Source organism: Paenibacillus catalpae, assembly GCF_900112695.1.
Classification (GTDB): domain Bacteria; phylum Bacillota; class Bacilli; order Paenibacillales; family Paenibacillaceae; genus Pristimantibacillus; species Pristimantibacillus catalpae.
Map to the genome: position 1 here is coordinate 148,430 of NZ_FOMT01000005.1, position 19,909 is coordinate 168,338.

At 50.4% G+C, this 19,909-nt stretch carries 18 protein-coding genes and 1 other annotated feature; of the genes, 15 read left to right on the top strand and 3 right to left on the bottom strand.

Annotation, left to right across the window (positions count from 1 at the left end; genetic code table 11):
* Positions 1–12: 12 nt before the first annotated feature.
* Positions 13–1,425, top strand: coding sequence for an arsenic transporter (locus tag BM200_RS22010; RefSeq protein ID WP_091188808.1), 1,413 nt, complete (start codon positions 13–15; stop codon positions 1,423–1,425).
* Positions 1,426–1,540: 115 nt separating this feature from the next.
* On the opposite strand, the gene BM200_RS22015 is transcribed toward BM200_RS22010, so the two are convergent.
* The gene (locus tag BM200_RS22015; RefSeq protein WP_091188809.1) at positions 1,541–1,996 is read right to left on the bottom strand and encodes an RNA helicase; all 456 of its coding nucleotides are present in this window, start codon (positions 1,994–1,996) and stop codon (positions 1,541–1,543) included.
* Positions 1,997–2,129: 133 nt separating this feature from the next.
* Between BM200_RS22015 and BM200_RS22020 the strand changes: the two genes are divergently transcribed.
* From BM200_RS22020 to leuS, 4 genes are all read left to right on the top strand, one after another.
* Positions 2,130–2,456: an aminotransferase yhxA gene (locus tag BM200_RS22020; RefSeq protein ID WP_091188810.1), complete on the top strand. Its 327-nt coding sequence runs from the start codon at positions 2,130–2,132 to the stop codon at positions 2,454–2,456.
* A gap of 2 nt (positions 2,457–2,458) precedes the next feature.
* Complete coding sequence (locus BM200_RS22025) at positions 2,459–3,703, top strand: glutathionylspermidine synthase family protein (RefSeq protein ID WP_091188811.1); 1,245 nt, start codon at positions 2,459–2,461, stop codon at positions 3,701–3,703.
* 13 nt (positions 3,704–3,716) lie between these two features.
* The gene (locus BM200_RS22030; RefSeq protein ID WP_091188812.1) at positions 3,717–4,160 is read left to right on the top strand and encodes a DUF350 domain-containing protein; all 444 of its coding nucleotides are present in this window, start codon (positions 3,717–3,719) and stop codon (positions 4,158–4,160) included.
* Positions 4,161–4,219: 59 nt separating this feature from the next.
* Positions 4,220–4,436 (top strand) — a binding site (T-box leader).
* A 105-nt stretch (positions 4,437–4,541) separates the two neighbouring features.
* A complete protein-coding gene (gene leuS / locus BM200_RS22035) occupies positions 4,542–6,974 on the top strand; it encodes a leucine--tRNA ligase (protein ID WP_091188813.1) in 2,433 nt (810 codons plus the stop codon).
* A 46-nt stretch (positions 6,975–7,020) separates the two neighbouring features.
* Here the strand turns inward: leuS and comER are convergent, their stop codons facing one another.
* Positions 7,021–7,860 (bottom strand): late competence protein ComER, encoded by an 840-nt coding sequence (gene comER / locus BM200_RS22040; RefSeq protein WP_091188814.1) that lies wholly within the window; start codon positions 7,858–7,860, stop codon positions 7,021–7,023.
* Positions 7,861–7,968: 108 nt separating this feature from the next.
* Between comER and BM200_RS22045 the strand changes: the two genes are divergently transcribed.
* From BM200_RS22045 to holA, 7 genes are all read left to right on the top strand, one after another.
* Complete coding sequence (locus tag BM200_RS22045; protein WP_245773123.1) at positions 7,969–8,439, top strand: ComEA family DNA-binding protein; 471 nt, start codon at positions 7,969–7,971, stop codon at positions 8,437–8,439.
* 153 nt (positions 8,440–8,592) lie between these two features.
* Positions 8,593–9,894: a homocysteine synthase gene (locus BM200_RS22050; RefSeq protein WP_091188816.1), complete on the top strand. Its 1,302-nt coding sequence runs from the start codon at positions 8,593–8,595 to the stop codon at positions 9,892–9,894.
* A gap of 141 nt (positions 9,895–10,035) precedes the next feature.
* Positions 10,036–10,566 (top strand): deoxycytidylate deaminase, encoded by a 531-nt coding sequence (locus BM200_RS22055; RefSeq protein WP_091188817.1) that lies wholly within the window; start codon positions 10,036–10,038, stop codon positions 10,564–10,566.
* A 94-nt stretch (positions 10,567–10,660) separates the two neighbouring features.
* Positions 10,661–13,243: a ComEC/Rec2 family competence protein gene (locus tag BM200_RS22060; protein ID WP_175532969.1), complete on the top strand. Its 2,583-nt coding sequence runs from the start codon at positions 10,661–10,663 to the stop codon at positions 13,241–13,243.
* 227 nt (positions 13,244–13,470) lie between these two features.
* Complete coding sequence (locus tag BM200_RS22065; RefSeq protein ID WP_091188819.1) at positions 13,471–14,019, top strand: RNA polymerase sigma factor; 549 nt, start codon at positions 13,471–13,473, stop codon at positions 14,017–14,019.
* Complete coding sequence (locus tag BM200_RS22070) at positions 14,016–15,065, top strand: anti-sigma factor family protein (RefSeq protein ID WP_091188820.1); 1,050 nt, start codon at positions 14,016–14,018, stop codon at positions 15,063–15,065. The genes BM200_RS22065 and BM200_RS22070 overlap by 4 nt, the downstream gene beginning before the upstream one ends.
* A gap of 251 nt (positions 15,066–15,316) precedes the next feature.
* Positions 15,317–16,360 (top strand): DNA polymerase III subunit delta, encoded by a 1,044-nt coding sequence (gene holA / locus BM200_RS22075; RefSeq protein WP_091188821.1) that lies wholly within the window; start codon positions 15,317–15,319, stop codon positions 16,358–16,360.
* An 81-nt stretch (positions 16,361–16,441) separates the two neighbouring features.
* On the opposite strand, the gene rpsT is transcribed toward holA, so the two are convergent.
* Positions 16,442–16,714: a 30S ribosomal protein S20 gene (gene rpsT, locus BM200_RS22080; protein ID WP_091188822.1), complete on the bottom strand. Its 273-nt coding sequence runs from the start codon at positions 16,712–16,714 to the stop codon at positions 16,442–16,444.
* 216 nt (positions 16,715–16,930) lie between these two features.
* Between rpsT and gpr the strand changes: the two genes are divergently transcribed.
* From gpr to BM200_RS22095, 3 genes are all read left to right on the top strand, one after another.
* A complete protein-coding gene (gpr, locus tag BM200_RS22085; protein ID WP_091188823.1) occupies positions 16,931–17,938 on the top strand; it encodes a GPR endopeptidase in 1,008 nt (335 codons plus the stop codon).
* 175 nt (positions 17,939–18,113) lie between these two features.
* A complete protein-coding gene (gene spoIIP, locus BM200_RS22090; protein ID WP_091188824.1) occupies positions 18,114–19,361 on the top strand; it encodes a stage II sporulation protein P in 1,248 nt (415 codons plus the stop codon).
* A gap of 63 nt (positions 19,362–19,424) precedes the next feature.
* Positions 19,425–19,856: a hypothetical protein gene (locus tag BM200_RS22095; RefSeq protein ID WP_091188825.1), complete on the top strand. Its 432-nt coding sequence runs from the start codon at positions 19,425–19,427 to the stop codon at positions 19,854–19,856.
* Positions 19,857–19,909 lie beyond the last annotated feature (53 nt).

Consider the following 19,909-nt stretch of genomic DNA (forward strand, 5'->3'; position numbering starts at 1 on the left):
GGGGAAACACAAGTGGCATTGATAGCAGTCATTATTTTTTTTGTTACGTTAACTTTTGTTATTTGGCAGCCCAAAGGACTTGGTATCGGATGGTCGGCTGCCGGAGGTGCCATCCTGGCCTTGCTCTTTGGCGTCGTCAGTTTTGGCGATGTAGGAACAGTTACGGGGATAGTCTGGAATGCGACAATCGCTTTTATCGCTATCATCTTGAACTCGCTTATTCTTGATGCGATTGGTTTCTTTGAATGGGCAGCTCTTCATATGGCCCGGCTCGCCAAAGGAAACGGGAAACGGATGTTTATTTACGTTGTTGTGCTTGGCGCTGCTGTATCGGCCTTTTTCGCCAATGACGGAGCTGCATTAATCCTGACGCCAATTGTGCTTGCGATGGTAAGGGCCCTCAAGTTTGATTACAAAATGATCCTGCCGTTTATTATGGCCGGCGGTTTTATCTCGGACACGACGTCGCTGCCGCTTATCGTGAGCAATCTGGTGAATATCGTTTCAGCCGATTACTTTGGCATTGGTTTTGTGGAATATGCCAGCCGTATGGTTATTCCTAATCTGTTTGCTCTTGGCGCAAGCTTGCTTGTGTTGTATCTGTTCTACCGGAAAAGCATTCCGGCCAACTATGACGTGCGTGAGTTGAAAGAACCAAAGGAAGCGATTAAAGATCATCGGTTATTCCGTTTATCCTGGATTCTGCTGACGATTCTGCTTCTCGCTTATCTGGCCAGCGAATTTATTCAAGTGCCGGTATCCATTATTACGGGGGCTGTGTCCTTGGTCTTCCTGATTTACGCACGGCGTAGTCCGGCGATTCAAACAAAGCGGGTCATGAAGGAAGCGCCATGGACGGTCGTTGTTTTCTCCATTGGCATGTATGTGGTTGTATACGGTCTGCGGAATGCCGGATTAACAGATGCGCTTGGAGAAGTGATTCAAGTGATTGCCGACCAAGGCTTGTTTGTATCTACCATCGGGATGGGGCTCCTGTCCGCGATCTTATCATCGGTTATGAATAATATGCCTACCGTTATGATTGACGCTCTGGCGATTAAAGGTACGGCAACAGCAGGGGCAATACGGGAATCGCTGGTGTATGCGAATGTGATTGGCTGCAATTTGGGTCCAAAGCTGACGCCCATCGGTTCGCTGGCCACCTTGTTGTGGCTTCATGTTCTTGCTAAAAAAGACGTGAAGATATCATGGGGTTCGTATATGAAGGCCGGCTTCGTGCTAACCGTGCCAACCTTATTTATTACGCTGGCAGGGCTGTATGTTTGGCTCAAAGTGATTCATTCGTTTAGCATATACGCGGGCTTTGGTTTCGTGGGATTGATCCTGGCGGGAGCTATCGGTCTTAATGTCATTCTTAGATTGAAATCCGGCAAAAAACAAAAAGCAGAAAAGCAGCTTGCATAGGGATGATATTCAAAACCGTATCAAGCAGATTGTAGATAAAGCCGCCGAAAGGCGGCTTTTTTGCTGTTTTCATAAGAAAGGGAAGGGGACTTGCCAACCCCATCCCACGCTAATTCTATTCCTCCGGTTCATTCATCCCTCGGACATAAATAACATAACAGCCCCGGTCCTCGTCAATCTCGGTTGATGTAGTAAACATGGGACCATAGCCTGGAATGTCCGCAATATCCTTTAGCAAGTAACGGATAACATCGTAATGATTCGTGCAGTGGATCTCTGTCAGCTTGCGTCCGCGCTCGTTAGGCTTTCTGAATTCAATATAAATGCCTCGTCCGCGGTAGTTGGCTTCGTCCCCGTAGTTCTCGTTTGGTCCGAGCCTTTTCACGATCAGCATTTCTTCATTTTCCTGCATCTCATTGGAAGTTAATTCGTATTGAATGCCGTTAGCGATTAGATAAGTGCATAACTGCCGGGCGTACATTTCATCGACACCCACATTCGCGGCCTGATACTCCATAAGCGGCTCATATTGATTAAGTCCATTATCGATAAAATAAGTTAATCTCTTCATCCGGTTCACTCCGTAATCAAAATGGTTTTACTATCATAACATCATTTTATGGAAACATTAACTTTTCTTCCTGCATCTCTCTCAAATGTGATATAACTTTATAGGAACTATGAAGCTTGGAGGATACTAGTCTATGAATTTAACTCAAAAAGCAATGCTGGGCGTCTCTGCCGTTGCTATGGCTACTGCGCTGACGGGATGCGGTCAGTCGACTGCTTACCCCCGCACAGCACCGCCAACGGACACCCAATGTAACGACTGGGAATGGGACAAATCGGATGGGGTATACCGCTGTGATGATTCCAGCTCTTCTTACTATCGTCACTATTATTACGGCAACAGCTATTACTCAACCCGCTCTGCTCTGCAGAAAAGCAGCTCTTATTCCACTTATAAAACCAGCATCTCCAGCAAAACGAGCTCCGGCTTCGGCAAAGGCAGCTCCATTAGCGGAGGATAGCCGTGGGCGATTACTCTAAGACCAGAGAAGCCTTCTACTCCCAGATCGAAGGGTATTGGGCGGATTTATATGGTGAAGAATATTCCCTTTATGATCTTTTCATGATTACGAAAGAAGAGGTTCACAAGATTCGCGAATCGACGAACCGGATTGGCCATATTTTCTACAAGACAGCCTTTCTGCTTCGGACCGTGGATGACGAGACACTATTAGCTCTTGGATTCCCTCGAGAAACCCTTCCTTACATAAGGGTCAAAAGCTTATCGGTTGAAAGCGTCATCGCCAGATTGGATCTGATTGGAACGGGACAGACATACAAGTGTATGGAGATTAACTCGGATACGCCAACCTTTATAAAGGAGCTCCATCATGTTAATGGTTTAGTCTGCGAAGCATTTAACCAGCACAATCCCAATGCCGGTTTTGAGGAGCAGCTTGCTCTAGCTGTAGAAAAAGCGGTTATCGAAAGTCTGGAATACCTCGGAGACCATCTCGATGCTCCACACGTTGTGTTTACAGCGCACGGTGATAACGTGGAGGACGCGAATACGGCCGCTTATCTAAGAAGTCTTCTGCCGTTCCCGTCGAGCTTTGTTCCGCTCGATCAGCTTCAAATTATTCGTCATGAAGGATTGTTTGACGAAGAAGGCCGTCAAATTCACGTCCTTTACCGTCAAACCTTTCCGGTTGAGAACTTCATAGAGGATGAAGATGAAAAGGGGAATCCGATCGGACTATGGCTCTTGGAGCTTATCGAGCAGAAGAAGCTGGCGGTTGTGAATCCGCCTTCGGCGTTTCTTCTCCAGTCCAAGGCGGTCCAGGCGATCATCTGGGCGCTGCATGAAGAGGGGAGTCCCTATTTCACTGAAGAAGAGCATCAGTGGATCGAGGAGCATTTTCTCCCGACCTATCTGGAACCGGACCGCTTCCATGAAAGCCGCACGAAATACGTGATGAAGCCTGCCTTTGGGCGCGAGGGAGATACGGTGAAGATTTTCGAAGGCAACGGTACTCTTGCGGCGGAGGACAGTCATAATTCCTATGCCCATTACCTTCCGGTCTACCAGCAGTACGTGGAGCTTCCCACAGCCGGATTTCAGACGGAAAAGGGAGAACGCCAAGGCTCGTATATGTTTGGAAGCTTCCTGATCGGGGGAAAAGCCGGAGCCATCGGCATAAGGATCGGAAGCCCGATAACGGATAATTTATCTTATTTTTTGCCGGTAGGCATAACTAAATCAGTATAGGGAGCTAATTGTAATGGACAATAATTTATATGTGGATTTTCTTGTTTATTCCTTAGTAGGCTTTGCAATTATGATTGTAGGTCTGCTCTTGTTTGAAATGACAACCAAGAATAAGGAATTCGCTCTTATCTTTAAAGGAAATGTTGCGGCGGCGTTATCTCTTGGCGGCAGGCTGGCAGGTCTGGCAATCGTTGTGCGCGCGGCGGCAGAAAATTCGGTATCGCTCTCCGACATGCTGCTGTGGGGTGTAATCGGTATTGTCGCGCTCGTTATTCTCTACTATGTAACAGAGCTGATCACCTATCTGTTCGGCAAGGCCGTTAAAGTGAATGTAACGATCTTCAAGGCGATTGAGCAAAACAATATCGCGGTCGGTATTCTCATTCTGCTTATTTCGTGCAGCGTTGGCATGATCATCGCCGGATGCCTCACTTATGAACCGGATTTGATTGGTTAGCAATCTTGACACGAGACTGACTTAATATTATAATCGGGGCTAACCATGTTTTTCTATACTTAATGGCGTTGAAGAGGAGCAGTAATGTCGCGGGGCAAGGCTTAGAGAGCCGGCGGTTGGTGCAAGCCGGACCTGCAGCGATATGAATCTCGCCTTGGAGCTTTGCGTGAGAAACGCGAACGTTTAGCCTGCGTTAAAGGCAACGAGTGAGCGGAAGGCAAAGCATGCCGGCCGTTAACTAGGGTGGTACCACGGGAATAATCTCTCGTCCCTAGCGATAATACGCTGGGGGCGGGAGTTTTTTTATGTCTGATGATGCGTTGTAACGGACGGTACAGCAAGGAAGCCGCAGCTTCGCACACATTTTAGGAGGATATGATCATGAGTCAGGAATTTCACGGTTACAACCCGCTTGCGGTAGAACCGAAATGGCAGAAATATTGGGACGAGAACAAAACTTTTGCAACGACGGAAGACCCGGGCAAGAAGAAGTTCTATGCCCTTGATATGTTCCCTTACCCATCCGGCGCAGGCTTGCACGTAGGCCATCCGGAAGGCTATACGGCTACGGATATCGTATCCCGTTACAAACGGATGCGCGGCTATAACGTTCTTCATCCAATGGGCTGGGACGCATTTGGTTTGCCGGCAGAGCAATACGCCCTGCAAACCGGGCGCCATCCGCGTGAGATTACGGTAGAAAATATTAACAACTTCCGCCGCCAGATCAAATCGCTTGGCTTCTCGTATGACTGGGACCGGGAGTTCAGCACAACGGATCCGGATTATTACAAGTGGACCCAATGGATCTTTATCCAATTGTATAACAAAGGCCTCGCTTATGTAGCAGAGGTTCCGGTTAACTGGTGTCCGGCTCTCGGAACGGTATTGGCTAACGAAGAAGTTATCGACGGCCTCAGCGAACGCGGCGGTCATCCGGTAATCCGTAAGCCGATGCGTCAATGGATGCTGAAAATTACGGAATATGCGGAACGCTTGCTTGAGGATCTGGAGGAGCTGGACTGGTCGGAAAGCATTAAAGACATGCAGCGCAACTGGATCGGCAAATCGACAGGCGCAGAAGTGACTTTCGCGATTGATGGCCATGATGCTTCGCTTGTTGTATTCACCACACGTCCGGATACGCTGTTTGGCGCAACTTACTGCGTCCTGGCTCCTGAACATGAGCTTGTTGCTCAAATTACAACCGCTGATCAGGCTGCCGCAGTTGAAGCGTATAAGGAAGCAGCAGCGCGTAAGAGCGACCTGGAGCGTACCGACCTTGCGAAGGACAAATCAGGCGTATTTACAGGTGCTTATGCGATCAACCCGGTTAACGGCGTGAAGACGCCAATCTGGATCGCCGATTATGTTCTTGCCGGTTACGGCACAGGCGCAATTATGGCGGTTCCGGGTCATGATACGCGTGACTGGGAGTTTGCAAAGCAATTTGATCTGCCAATCCTTGAAGTTGTTCAAGGCGGCGATGTGACGAAGGAAGCTTATGCAGGCGACGGACCTCACGTAAACTCCGACTTCCTGAACGGTCTGAACAATGAAGACGGCATTAAAGCGATGATTGAACATCTGGAAGCTTCGGGCAAAGGTCATGGCAAAGTGACTTATCGCTTGCGTGACTGGTTGTTCAGCCGTCAGCGTTACTGGGGAGAGCCCATTCCGATTCTTCATCTGGAAGACGGCACGATGAAGCCGGTGCCTGTTGATCAGCTGCCGCTTGTGCTGCCTGATGTGGAGGCGATCAAGCCGTCCGGTACTGGCGAGTCACCGCTCGCAAACGTAACGGATTGGGTGAACACGGTTGATCCGGAAACAGGCATGAAAGCGCGCCGCGAGACAAACACGATGCCGCAATGGGCAGGAAGCTGCTGGTACTACCTGCGCTTCATCGATCCGAAGAACGAGAACGAAATCTGTTCGCCGGAGAAGCAAAAGGAATGGCTGCCTGTAGACCTGTATATCGGCGGAGCGGAGCATGCGGTGCTTCACTTGCTGTACGCCCGTTTCTGGCATAAAGTACTCTACGATCTGGGCGTGGTGCACACGAAAGAACCGTTCCACAAGCTTGTTAACCAAGGCATGATTTTGGGTACCAACAACGAGAAAATGTCCAAATCGCGCGGCAACGTGATTAACCCGGATGATATTGTGAATGAATTTGGTGCGGATACGCTCCGTATGTACGAAATGTTCATGGGTCCTCTGGAAGCAACGAAGCCGTGGAACACAAACGGCGTAGAAGGCACTTACCGCTTCCTGAGCCGCGTTTGGCGCCTGTTCGTCAGCGAAGACGGCAGCGTAACGCCGAAAATCGCGGACGGTGAAACAACAAAAGCATTCAAGCAAACGTGGCACCGTACGATCAAGAAAGTGACGGACGACTTCGAGAATCTGCGCTTTAATACAGCGATCAGCCAATTGATGATCTTCGTCAACGAAGCATACAAGACAGATGTTCTGCCGCTTGAAGCGATGAAGAACTTCCTGCAAATGCTGTCCCCGCTCGCTCCGCATATTACGGAAGAGCTGTGGGAGAAGCTTGGCGGTACCGGGACGATCACTTACGCGGCTTGGCCAACGTATGAAGAAGCTTGGACGGTAGATGACGAAGTTGAGATCGTTGTTCAAGTTAACGGCAAAATTATCGAGCGTGCATCCATTGCCGCAGATACGGAAGAAGCAGAGATGGAACGTCTCGCAAAAGACATGGATAAAGTGAAAGAACTGATAGAAGGCAAAACGATCCGCAAAGTGGTCGTTGTTAAGGGCAAGCTCGTTAACATTGTAGCGAACTAAATAGCAGACAAAAGAAGAGGTGAGCGGTCCAGCAGCACGAATTGTGCTACTGTCCGTTCACCTCTTCGCCGTAGAAATCGGCTGTTATCTTGGCAACGTCCTCGTCGAACTTTTTGTGCGTCGTCCGGATCAGCCGGTTGAAGGTGCCGTCAAGCTCGCGGTTCAGCAGCTGCAGCGCTTGTGCGGTAATGCCTCCGGGAACAGCTACCCTGCGCTGGATATCTTCCGGAGATAATCCGCCTTCGGTCAAGAGCAGTCCCGTACCAAGCAGCATCTCGCTTGCTACTCTTACGGCATCCTCGCGCGCGATACCTGTCTCGCATACGGCGGCATCAACAAACTGCCCGATCAGGTAAGCGAAAAAAGCGGGTCCGCAGCTGGACAGATCGGATACGATCCGGGTGTACGGTTCCTCGATCGGAAGCGGTTCACTAATGTAGGCAAGCAGATCTTCAATAATCCCCTGATCCTCTGTGGAAATCCGGGAGCCGTAAATACATAAGGTGGCTCCGCTCCAGACGAGGTTCGTTACGCTTGGGATCACTTTGGCAATCTTGCACGGCACCAGCTCCTCAAGATGTTCAATCAGTACCGGACTTGTAATGGATATAAGAAGCTGCTCTGGCCGCAGGACCGGCTTCAGCTCATCGATCACTTTCTTATATTCATGCGGTTTGACGCATAAGAACAGGATATCGGCGACGCTAGCGGTGCTTGCATTCGAACGCTCGGCTCTCATTCCGGGATATCGCTCAGCAAGCGCTTGTGCTTTTGTATAAGTCCGGTTGCTGATAACGATATGACACGGGTCGAGTGCTCCCGATGCGACGAATGCTTCGACCAGCAGGCTTCCCATCGCGCCCGTCCCAATGAATCCGACATTCATGCTCAGCCCTCCCAACAGTTTTGCTCTTTTAACCTATTCCGCAAGACTTGCCACATATGACATCAAAATGCTAAAAATCCCCTTTTTTAGATGAAAGGAGTGTTGAGTATGGCCCGTCTCCTGTATGGACGTCGAACAAATACGAATGGAAGCAGGCGGATCGTTCCTTTATTTCTTATTGCAGCAGCGGCAGTTTTGCTAATAACCGCACTAGCGCAACCGAAGGAGAAAGCGCCGGATGATTGGGTACAGCTGAATCGGGAGGTAAGCAGTGCTTTGCAGGTGCAGGAAGCAGCGGCAGAGCAGGCGGCGGCGGTGCCGGAAGAGGCTGAAGCAGCAAAGCCTGAGCATACCGCTAAGACAGAGGCGGCAACCCCGGCAGGGAAGCTTGATGTAAACCGTGCAACCGCTGAACAGCTGGATACGCTGAAAGGAATCGGGCCGGCCAAAGCGCAGGCTATAATTGCCGACCGCGAGCAGAACGGTCTTTTTCAATCGGTCGATGATCTATTGAGGGTGAAGGGGATCGGCAGCAAATTGCTGGCAGGTATAAAAGATAGCATTGTCGCAATGCCTTGATTATGAGAAAATGGGACTAGGTGCAGGGAAGTATTCCCAGCCTATTTGACCATATTCAGGCAATGAGCCCGATTGAATTGGACAACCAAACCGAGCCGCTTGCTTTGAATGGGTTGAAGCATGTCCATCCCATAATCCAAGGAGTTGCTGCACATGACAAATCAAGATCAAAACAAGCGATCGCTCGACACGCTGGCTGTTCACGGGGGCCAGGAGATTGACCCGACTACTTTTGCCAGGGCCGTGCCGATTTACCAGACGACCTCTTATGGTTTCCGGGATACCGACCACGCGGCAAACCTGTTCTCGCTGCAGGAATTTGGCAATATTTATACCCGATTGATGAATCCGACTACAGATGTATTCGAGAAGCGTGTAGCTGAGCTTGAAGGAGCTCCTGCCGCACTTGCTGTTGCGTCCGGACAAGCTGCCATTACATATTCTATTATGAATATTGCCGGCGCAGGAGACGAGATTGTATCCGCGACCAGCCTTTACGGCGGTACGTACAATCTGTTCTCGACAACTCTGCCGAAGCTTGGCATTCAGGTGAAATTTGTTGATCCGTCGAATCCAGACAATTTCCGCGGCGCGATTACAGAACGTACAAAAGCGCTTTTTGCGGAGACGGTAGGCAATCCGAAGGGCGATGTGCTTGATATTGAAGCGGTAGCGGCGATTGCTCACGAGCATGGGATTCCTCTCATCGTTGACAATACTTTCCCAAGTCCATATTTGCTCCGCCCGATTGAGCATGGAGCGGATATCGTCGTCCATTCCGCTACGAAATTTATAGGCGGTCATGGCACATCGATCGGTGGTGTTATTGTAGACGGCGGCCGATTCGACTGGAAAGCAAGCGGCAAGTTCGAGGGCCTCACAACACCGGATCCAAGCTATCATGGCGTTGTCTATACGGATGCTGTTGGTCCAATTGCTTATATTATTAAAGCAAGAGTACAATTATTGCGTGACATGGGTGCTGCGTTGTCGCCGTTTAACTCATTCCTGCTCCTGCAAGGGCTTGAAACCTTGCATTTGCGAATGGAGCGTCATAGCTCGAATGCCCTGAAGGTCGCTCAATTCCTCGAGACGCATGAAGCGGTGGAATGGGTCAGCTATCCGGGCCTCGAGAGCCATCCTTCCTATACACTCGCTCAGAAATATTTGCCGGACGGCCAAGGCGCGATTCTGACCTTTGGCATTAAAGGCGGAGTGGAAGCGGGCAAGAAAGTGATTAATTCCGTGAAGCTGTTCTCCCATCTGGCGAATGTTGGTGATTCGAAGTCGCTGATTATCCATCCGGCAAGCACGACGCATCAGCAGCTGTCGCCAGAAGAACAGGATGCGGCAGGCGTCACATCCGGCTTGATCAGGCTGTCGATCGGCACAGAAGGCATTAAAGATATTTTGGCCGATCTGGATCAAGCGCTTCGCGGCAGTCAATCGAACTAATCCATCAATTCTTACCAATAGAAATTTGCAAGCTTTAATGACAATTGATCACAACTAGAAAGAGGCAGACCCGGCGAGTGTCCCATAGCGGAGGCGTTCGCCGGGAGCTGTCCGGGCAAAAGGAAAAAGGAGCTGGAAGTTATGTCAGAAGCACATGATGCCTCGCGCAAAGACTGGGATACGTATTTTATGGATATTGCCTACATGGTGTCGACGCGTTCGCGCTGTCCCCGCCGCCATGTCGGGTCGGTGCTCGTACAGGGCAAGAAGCTGCTCGGCACCGCTTATAATGGAGCTCCGATGGGCGTGCAGGACTGCTCGGAGGCAGGCTGCATGATTGCAGAAGAATGGGAAACGAAGCTTGGCGATGACGGGAAAGAGCAGATGGTTAAGAAGCAGCGCTGCATCCGTACCATTCACGCAGAACAAAATCTGCTATTGTTTACGGACCGTGCTGACCGGGAAGGTTCTACCGTATATGTGACCGATCAGCCATGCTGGACCTGTGCCAATATGCTGGCGAACAGCGGCGTGAAGGAAATTGTGTTCCACCGCGGCTATCCCAAGGATAGTGACAAAGTAAGCTTGCTCATGAGTCAGAAGGGCATTGTGTTCCGTTCGCTCACCGATTATGAGCCGCCGCCGCAGGCGAGCATGAAGGTTACGTCTTAAACTGAATAAGCGAATGGGGAAGAACCTCTGCATGCATCTGTTTTGATGCGTCCGGAGGTTCTTTTTTTTGTGTTAGGGGATGGAGGGGAGTGCCGTGAATAGACGGCCTTTAGTTTGGTTTGCCGTGTTTTGGATAGCCGGCTGCAGTGTTGCAGCAGAACTTAGCCATTGGGGCGTTGCTCTAGCGGTTTGTGCAGCAACGATTATGCTGCTTGGGCTTGTGCTGCTCGGCAAGTCGACCCGGCGGCTTGCTGCCGTCTGCTTAATCGGCTTCACGCTAGCGGCAGGCGAGCGGATGTGGGCGGATGCCCGTAATGTGACGGCGCTCACCGGGCTGGATCTGCCGGACGCTTCCTACGAAGTGGAAGTGACCGGCACGATGATATCCGCGGTCCTGGTCGACGGTGACCGCGCCACGTTCCGCGTGACGGCCGATACCGTCCGCATTAGTGGTGAAGCTGCGCCGCGCGAGGTCCGCGAGCGGCTGCTTGTGCAGGTGCGGCTTGCTGAGCAGCCGCACCAGAAGATTGCCGCCGCGTGGCACCGCGGCGACAAAGTGCACCTTACCGGCGAGCTGACGCTGCCGGCTGGCGCATCCAATAGCGGAGGCTTTGATTACCGCCGCTATCTTTACAGCAGCCAGCATATCCACTGGCTGCTCAAGGTCACGGGCATCGGCGCCGTCCATGCGGCGCCGGGCCCGGGCTGGACCGCGGCCGCTATGCTCGGCCGCGTGGATGCCGCGCGCGACTGGCTTGGCGCGCGGGTGGATCAATTGTACCCGGCCGATCAGTCCGGGTACATGAAAGGGCTGGTCCTCGGCATCCGCGAGGACCTGGACCCGGAGCAGTTCCAGCAGTTTTCACGGCTGGGACTGACTCATATTTTGGCCATATCCGGTTTGCATGTGGCCGTATTTATTTATGCGCTCGGTGCGGTGTTGCGGCTGCTCCGCATGACGCGGGAGCGAATGCTCGTTGCCCTGATGTTTGCCGTTCCCTTTTATGTACTACTCTCCGGTTCATCGCCTTCTGTCGTCCGGGCAGGTCTGATGACGATGCTTGCGCTGCTGGCTGCCCGGATGGACAAGCTGAAGGATGGCCTGCATCTGCTTGCTGCCGCAGCAGCTGCGATGCTGATTTGGAATCCCTATTTCGTTCAGGATGTAGGCTTCCAATTGTCCTTTGCGGTAACAGCCGGACTTATCATGTTTGTGCAGCCGGTCAGGCGGGCGATGCCGGATTGGCCGAGAGGAAAAGCGCTGCTGGATTTGCTTGCGGTGACCGTTGTTGCACAGGTGGTTTCTTTTCCGCTGACCATCTATTACTTTAATCAATTTCACCTGCTGTCGATACCGGCGAACCTTGTTCTTGTCCCGTTTATCAGCTTTATTGTGATGCCGATAGGAGCGGTTGCTCTTCTCATTGGCATGTTATGGCCGTTTGGCGGTCAATTGCTTGCGGCGGTCAGCGTTTATGCGAATGACTGGACCTTTCTCCTCGTCAGCAAGCTGGGTGAAGTTGATGCGCTTCGTACCATCTGGGCTACACCACCCCTTTGGTGGATTGTCGCCTGGTATTTGTCGCTGGCTGTTTTCTGCCGGATGCTTCCTGCAGCTCCTGTTGCGGTACAGGCGGATTTGGATGAGACTCAGCCTCTACAAGGCGGAGTCGAGCCGGATACAGCACCGATATGGGAGCTGCAGGAGGAAAGAAAGCTGCCGGTATGGAGGATACGCAGAACAGGATTGATCTTCGCGCTTCTTGCAGGATCAGGCTTGTTGCTGTATGCCTATTTCCCCGATGTATGGAATCGTACGGCTGATGTTGATGTGCTTGACGTCGGCCAGGGAGATTCCATCTATATCCGAACCCCGGAAGGGAAAAGGATCCTGGTGGATGGAGGAGGAACGCTGAGCTTCCGGAAAGCGGGGGAAGAGTGGAGGAAGCGGAGTGATCCTTTTGAGGTTGGCGGCAAGGTTGTTGTTCCATTATTAATGAAGCGAGGCGTTCATGCCCTTGATTTGCTTGTTATCTCTCACTTGGACAGCGACCATATCCGGGGATTACAAGCGGTTCTGGAAACGATCCCTGTGAAGGCCATTGTTTGGAACGGAAGCTTGAAGCCAGACGAGGATGCAGAGGCGATCCTTCGCACAGCGGTTCAGAAGGGGATACCTCTGTACCGTGCCGAGCTCGGGAAACAGTGGAAGGTAGACAGGAATACGGAGTTAACCGTATTGTGGCCGCCGCCGGCAGCCGGCAGGGAAATTCCTAGGGTAGACGAGCAGAATGATGACAGTGTAGTCTTATATATGAGGATTTACTCATCTGCGTTTTTGTTATCCGGAGATATTAGCAGCGTAGCAGAATCTTCCATTCTATCGCGTTTGCAGGACATAGGTGCTGCACCACTCTCTGTCAATCCGATTGATGTGCTGAAGGTAGCGCATCACGGGAGTAAATATTCGACCTCCGAGGAATGGCTTCGCTTCTGGAGACCGCTTCAGGCGGCGATTTCAGTAGGAGCCACCAATACTTACGGGCATCCGCATCCGGATGTGCTGAAGCGGCTTGAGGCGGCATCCGCGGCTGCATTTCGTACCGATCGGGACGGGGAGATCCGGTACAAAGTGAAACGAACTGGAATATATGAACAAACGATCAGGAAGAATTAGGAAAGCGTTGTCGAAAGTGCCGATTTTCCTATTCTTTTATCCCGCCAATATGCATCTTTAAACCTAACTCACTAGGAACTACCTATATACGGGGTTCCATTTTTTTGTTATCCTTTAGGTTGGAGTTTTCTACTTATTCAATTAAAAAATTAGAGTATTTTCATTTAGGTATGCAACATTTTATGCAACGGACTCGTCAGAGAGGTTGCAAGAGAGGGGGATCCTTCGTGGTAGAGCCTGGCCTTATTAGAGCCGCTCAGTCAGGAGATCGGGATGCTTTAATTACTCTGTTGCGAGAGATTGAAACCCACGTTTACCGGACAGCCTATTATATATTGAATAACGAACAGGATGCGATGGATGCGGCGCAGGAAGCGTTGATCCGCATATATACCAAAATCGGCTCCTACGAAGAGAAGGCCCAGTTCAAAACGTGGATTCAACGGATTGTAACAAATATTTGTATAGATAAGTTTAGAAGAAGCAAGCCAACCGTATCGATAGACGAGCATGAGATGGTATTCCGGGAGAAACAAAATGTCGAGGACGAGGTCCTGTCGGCCTACGCGGTTCAAGACATTCGCAATGCCATAGACAAGTTGCCGGAACATCACCGGGCAGTAGTTGTGCTTAGGTATTTGCAGGATTTCTCTTATAACGAAATCGCTGATTCGCTTGATCTGCCATTAAATACGGTTAAATCTTACTTATTCCGAGCCAGGCAGCAGCTTCAAACTTTACTACATGATTATCAGAAAGGTGGTGTCCGGGGATGACTTGTCAAGAGGTGATCGAATACATGAATCGGCAGCTAGACGATGATCTGGGTGAACATGAATATGAGATCTTGATCAAGCATACGAGACATTGTCCGGACTGTGCAGCAATGTTTGAGCGGCTGAAAAAGCTGTCCGAGGAGCTTGGGAATTTACCTCATGTCATGCCAAAGTACAGTCTGGTAGATGCTATTTTACCTCAGCTTGAACAGATTGTTCCTTTCCGGCAGCCAGAGGCGGCATCGGTGGAGATATCGCCGGTGACTCCGCAAACGGCTCGGCGTGCCAAGGAACGGCATCAGCTGCGCTTCCGGGCGATTACAGGGATTATTGCAGCCAGTGTGGCAGCGGGTTTATTCCTTGTATCTTATAATGCCGGATTATTCCCGTCTTCGGGCAGCTTTGGAGATGCCAATAAGGCAGAGTCGTCAACAGTGGCTTCGGCTGATATGGCTGACACGCAAATGTCAATGAAAGAAGTTCATCCATTTGCGGCAAATAGCAGCAACAAAGCCGAAGTAGGTACGGAATCGGTAGATCCGGATAGTTCTGGAGCGACAAATCGGTCGACTAACGATGATTACCATGTTACAACGGAAGAGGATTTGGGTATTTCCAAATCGGATGCCGGCGGTATGTCTTCGAATGCCGGTAGTTCTGGTGGAGTAACTAATGAACCTGCCGCTGGCGACAAGGAAACCGGGTCGTCAACAGATGAAGCTCCGTCCATCAGCGAGCCTAACCAAGGCAATGGTAATAATGGCAGTGAGCCAAACCAGGGTATTGCACCAGTCCCTACGCCGCTTCAAGCATCGTCTCCGGACGGTAGCTTTACGGCCAAAGCTTCAAACTTTGTCATTTATGTTTATGATACTGGTGATACTGCAGCTCTATTCGAGTCTGAGCGCAAGAACGGGAAAATCACTACTCTGGTATGGTCGGAGGACAGCAAACAGCTGACTTACGAAATTCAGCTGGAGTCCGGCGGCATGGAGCGTTATGTCATTGATATGGAGACATTGACCGAGTCGAAGGCGGCTCATTAATTCAAGATATTGTTACCGCGATATTCGCACACTTTTCAGTTCATCTGCGTAAGATATAAATGAAAAGTAAGCGTGAGCCTTGATCAAAAGTATGACCATCCGCAGGGCGGTACCATGGACCTGCCTGCTGATGTTTATATAGATGTTCAGGGACAAAGGGATGAGGCCTAAGAAGCCCATCCCTTTGTTGCTGTTGAGCGGAAGCCGAATTCTAAGCGGTTCATATGGGGAGATACGGTGAGGGGTGCAGTATGGAAGCGAAAGAGGCGCTAAAGGAAATTAAAGCGGGGAAATTTCGTCCCGCCTATGTGATATACGGCAAAGACCGATACCGAATCGGGCAATTTACGGATACATTGACCGAAGCGATGTTTACGCCTGACGAGCGTGAGCTTGGCGTCGTCAAATTCGATACATCAGAGACGCTAATTGAGGAAGCGGCGCTGGAAGCGGAGACGCTGCCGTTTTTTGTTGAGCGTAAGCTTGTTATTGTGCGTGATTCGGTTGTGTTTGCAGCCGGCGGCAAGGAAGGCGGCAAGCTGGACCATAAGACGGACCGTCTGCAGCAATATTTGGACATACCTTCAGAGACGACGGTGCTGCTGTTTATTGTGAATGCGGAAAAGCTGGATGAGCGCCGTAAGCTTGTGAAGATGCTGAAGGACCGTGATGCTTTGATCGCCTTTCAGGAGCTTGATGCCTCTGAACTGAGACGCTGGGTAGTCAAACGGGCGGAGGAACAGAAGCGGACGATGAATGCCGATGCTGCTGACCTGCTGCTTGTGCGGACCGGGGCGAATATGCAGCAGCTGGCTATTGAGGTGGACAAGCTATGTCTGCATGCCGGAGAAGGCGGCGTCATTGGTGTGGAAGAGACGGAGCTGTTAACGGCTTCTACCGTGGAAGAGGATGTATTTGCGTTGGTCGATGCGATAGCAAGCCTGCAGGTGGAGCGTTCGCTTAAGCTGTACCGGGCATTGCTTGTTAGACGGGAAGAGCCGATCAAGATTGCTGCTTTAATTGCCCGTCAGCTGCGGATTATGCTGCAGATCAAGGAGCTTGAGCAGAACCGTTATTCGCCACAGCAAATGGCAGGACAGATTGGCCTGCATCCGTATGCGGTTAAGCTTGCCGCGGAGAAAAGCCAGAAGTTTAAGGTTGCCCGTCTTGGGGCTTTGCTTAACGATATCGCGGATTTGGATTATAAAATGAAAACAGGCGCAATTGACAAGACGCTTGGTTTGGAATTGTTCCTTCTGTCGCTTGGTGTACAGCGGAGTCAAAGCGCCAAATAGAAATGCAGCGGTTCTATCATTTATTTTTGATAAATCAAAAACGGCTTCGCAAATGCGAAGCCGTTAATTTGTTTGCGGTTATTAAGCTTGAGCCGAAAGGGCGTTCAGCTTTTTAGCAAGACGAGATTTTTTGCGGGAAGCCGCATTTTTATGAATCAGGCCTTTAGTAACCGCTTTGTCCAATTTTTTCGTTGCAGAGATCAGAGCCGCTTTAGCAGCGTCTACATCAGTGCCAGCGATAGCTTGGTCAGCAGATTTAACAGCCGTACGAAGCGCGGATTTTTGGGAAGCGTTCAAAGCGCGGCGTTTTTCGCTCGTTTTAACGCGTTTAATTGCGGATTTAATGTTTGGCATCGAGTTTCACCTCCTACAAAGTTTGCGTAAGCAAACAAAAAGCGTACGCTATAAGTCTAGGTAACACAACTTAAAATATATTACCATGTGCAGGTCCGAAAAGCAATAGCGAGCCGGTTCTGCCATTTTTGCTCATGCTCTCCAAAGTATGAAATCGTCTCCCTTGCAAACAATAAGCTGGAGAAAATGGCATGGCTTCGAAGGGAGAATGGATAGATGACTGAACTTGATATGCAGCAATATAATGTCCGCACGGATCTGGCGCTTGAAGCGAAAGAGATGGCGGAGCAGCTTGGCGGGGGCGGCCCGATACCAGGCATACATTCCGAAACATCCGAGGATAATGGGATCACTATCACCCATCTTCATGTGCAGGACGAGCAGGGCTCGCGTGCAATCGGCAAAGTTATCGGACGTTACGTTACCATTGAAGTGCCTGCCCTGCGCAACCAGGATACGGAGCTTCAGAACCGTGTAGCCACACAATTTGCCAAGCACTTCGAGACGTTCCTCGAGCGGATCGGGGTAGGCCAAACGGCAAAAGTGCTTATTGTTGGCCTTGGCAACTGGAATGTGACGCCGGATGCACTGGGGCCGCTTGTTGTGGAGAACGTGATGGTGACTCGCCACTTCTTCGAGCTGATGCCGGATCAGGTTGCTCCGGGCTACCGCGCGGTGAGTGCGGTTGCGCCGGGAGTACTCGGGATAACCGGAATCGAGTCGAGTGAGATTGTGCAGGGCATCGCGGAAAAAACAAAGCCTGACGTTATTATCGCGATTGATGCTTTAGCGTCAAAGTCACTTGACCGGGTAAATACGACCATACAAATTGCAGATATCGGTATTCATCCCGGTTCAGGTATCGGCAACAAGCGAAAAGGGCTGACGCAAGAAATTCTAGGCATCCCCGTAATCGCGATTGGCGTTCCAACGGTTGTTTATGCTTCTACAATCGTTAACCATACGATTGAACTGATGAGAAGCCATATGGAGGCAAACAACGGCAACAATGATCAGATCTTTGGTCTGATGAACCAGATGGGCGAGGCTGAACGACTTCAGCTTGTGAAGGAGGCCCTTAACCCCGTTGGCCATGATCTGCTTGTCACTCCTAAGGAAATAGACGAGTTTATTGAAGACATCGCCAACATCATTGCAAGCGGCTTGAATGCTTCCCTCCATGATGCCGTCAATTCCGACAATGTCGCGGCTTACACGCATTAAAATGATATTAGCTCCCGTGGCGGTTAACTTCGGGAGCTTGTTTTGCGTAAGCTCTATTCTATTAATCTATTAAATACATTTTAAATCTATTAATTCATTTCCGGTTCTATTAAAGCTTCTTGTCTCATAGATTAATAGCAGATGAGCAACGAAGAAGCGGGAGGTAGAACTTGAAATGAAAAGAACGATTATGTTGTTTGATCTGACACGTGGGAGCAAACGTCTTCGCCAGCTGCTTGTTACAGGGAAAACTTTCGCGCTGTTGTCGATAAGCTCTATGTTGTTTTTTGTAGCAATTGGTATTGCCGGGATGGCGCACCAGCATTCGTTGTCTGCCCCGGTATCTTCCATGACAGGTTTTGCGGCATCCGTTTCAAGCGGGTTCTTTGGGGATATGCTAGAAATGGAAATGCCTCAATTTCATAGCAGCAAAACAGGCGAGGAATTGTCCGGCACACAGATCAGCAGCTTTCTCTTCCGGTTAATGACGAACGTGAATCCGGGAGATCCAAGAAGCCTGATCGCAGGAGAAATTCCAGGCATGGGCGCGGATTCATCCTTTCTAATTGCCGGCGGAGTCGGGACGGAGCCGAATGTATGGCCGCAAGATAACATTCCGATTCCGGGAGATACAGGAGCAAGCAATGGCGATGACCATGGTCCGAGCGGAACAGACGTAGACAATGAGCCGGCAGATACGCCTGAACCGCCAACGCAAACCCCAGACCCGGCTCCTACGCCAACATCAACACCAGACCATGCAGGAATACCTACTACAGGCAAGGACAAAGTCGTCTTTATCTATCATTCCCACAGCCGGGAATCCTGGTATCCGGAGATTGCGGACAAAGATGGGGATGCCAATTCGGCGACAAAAAATATTACGCTGGTAGGTGAAAGGCTGGCCGAAAAGCTTGAGGATCTTGGCGTAGGCACAACGCATTCGGATACGGACTATCCGACGACGGTGCCGGGTTATGATTGGAACTACTCTTACAAATACTCGAAGAAAACCGTTCAGGAAGCGATCGCAAGCAACAAGAAGCTGAAATTCTTCTTTGATATTCACCGTGACTCCCAGAAACGTAAATATACAACCGTAGATATTAATGGTAAAAGCTACGCCCAGGTATACTTTATAATCGGACACAAGAATCCGGAATGGAAAAAGAACGCTGAATTTGCGACAAAGATCCACGATGCGCTGGAGAAACAATACCCTGGCATTTCTAGGGGGATATTAGGAAAGACCACCGCTACGGGCAACGGGGAATACAATCAATCGCTTGCCGATGACAGTGTGTTAATCGAAATTGGCGGCATTGAAAATACGCTCACCGAAAGCTACCGGACAGCGGATGTGCTGGCCAAAATTATCGCGGATATTTACTGGGATGCAGAGAGAGTGTCTGCTTCAAAATAATTGAACATGACTTGGGTTAAGGCTGCTGCGGCAGCCTACCCTGTCGGAAGGGGCGCAAGAGAGATGAAGGGTGCATTAAAGTGGGTGCTGCTTGGCGGAGTGCTTGTCTTTATTATTTTGTATGGGGTGGAAATGTCCTCGGCTGGTATTGAGCGGATTTATGGACCGATTGAAAGTAACGGCTCTTCTGCGATTATGCCGGGCGAGGATAAATACAATTTGGCGGCGACAGATGAGGAATCGTCGGCAAGTCTGGAAGGTACCGGGTTGTCGAGTGCGGCAGAACGGAAGATTGCTGACCTGGAGAAGGAATTGAAGGAAGTTCGGAAAATCGCCGAGCAGTCCGCGCGCCATGAACGGCTGCCGGGCATCTCGTCTGATTCCGACGAACCTGCGGTAAATAAGGTTGCGGACGGAACAGCCGGCCTCCTGCAGTCAGTCTCAAGCGGCGGAATCCGGTTTATCGCCTCCTTATTTAATTCGGTAACCGGCTGAGCGGCTCTGCATCATTGTCTTATGCGCATTGCTGGTATAACATATAGCTGATA

What these genes read in the sequence shown, in the direction of transcription:
- BM200_RS22015 (WP_091188809.1), bottom strand. Translation starts at nt 1,996, where the DNA reads ATGAAGAGATTAACTTATTTTATCGATAATGGACTTAATCAATATGAG.
- BM200_RS22020 (WP_091188810.1), top strand. Translation starts at nt 2,130, where the DNA reads ATGAATTTAACTCAAAAAGCAATGCTGGGCGTCTCTGCCGTTGCTATG.
- BM200_RS22030 (WP_091188812.1), top strand. Translation starts at nt 3,717, where the DNA reads ATGGACAATAATTTATATGTGGATTTTCTTGTTTATTCCTTAGTAGGC.
- leuS (WP_091188813.1), top strand. Translation starts at nt 4,542, where the DNA reads ATGAGTCAGGAATTTCACGGTTACAACCCGCTTGCGGTAGAACCGAAA.
- comER (WP_091188814.1), bottom strand. Translation starts at nt 7,860, where the DNA reads ATGAATGTCGGATTCATTGGGACGGGCGCGATGGGAAGCCTGCTGGTC.
- BM200_RS22045 (WP_245773123.1), top strand. Translation starts at nt 7,969, where the DNA reads ATGGCCCGTCTCCTGTATGGACGTCGAACAAATACGAATGGAAGCAGG.
- BM200_RS22050 (WP_091188816.1), top strand. Translation starts at nt 8,593, where the DNA reads ATGACAAATCAAGATCAAAACAAGCGATCGCTCGACACGCTGGCTGTT.
- BM200_RS22055 (WP_091188817.1), top strand. Translation starts at nt 10,036, where the DNA reads ATGTCAGAAGCACATGATGCCTCGCGCAAAGACTGGGATACGTATTTT.
- BM200_RS22070 (WP_091188820.1), top strand. Translation starts at nt 14,016, where the DNA reads ATGACTTGTCAAGAGGTGATCGAATACATGAATCGGCAGCTAGACGAT.
- holA (WP_091188821.1), top strand. Translation starts at nt 15,317, where the DNA reads ATGGAAGCGAAAGAGGCGCTAAAGGAAATTAAAGCGGGGAAATTTCGT.
- rpsT (WP_091188822.1), bottom strand. Translation starts at nt 16,714, where the DNA reads ATGCCAAACATTAAATCCGCAATTAAACGCGTTAAAACGAGCGAAAAA.
- gpr (WP_091188823.1), top strand. Translation starts at nt 16,931, where the DNA reads ATGACTGAACTTGATATGCAGCAATATAATGTCCGCACGGATCTGGCG.
- spoIIP (WP_091188824.1), top strand. Translation starts at nt 18,114, where the DNA reads ATGAAAAGAACGATTATGTTGTTTGATCTGACACGTGGGAGCAAACGT.
- BM200_RS22095 (WP_091188825.1), top strand. Translation starts at nt 19,425, where the DNA reads ATGAAGGGTGCATTAAAGTGGGTGCTGCTTGGCGGAGTGCTTGTCTTT.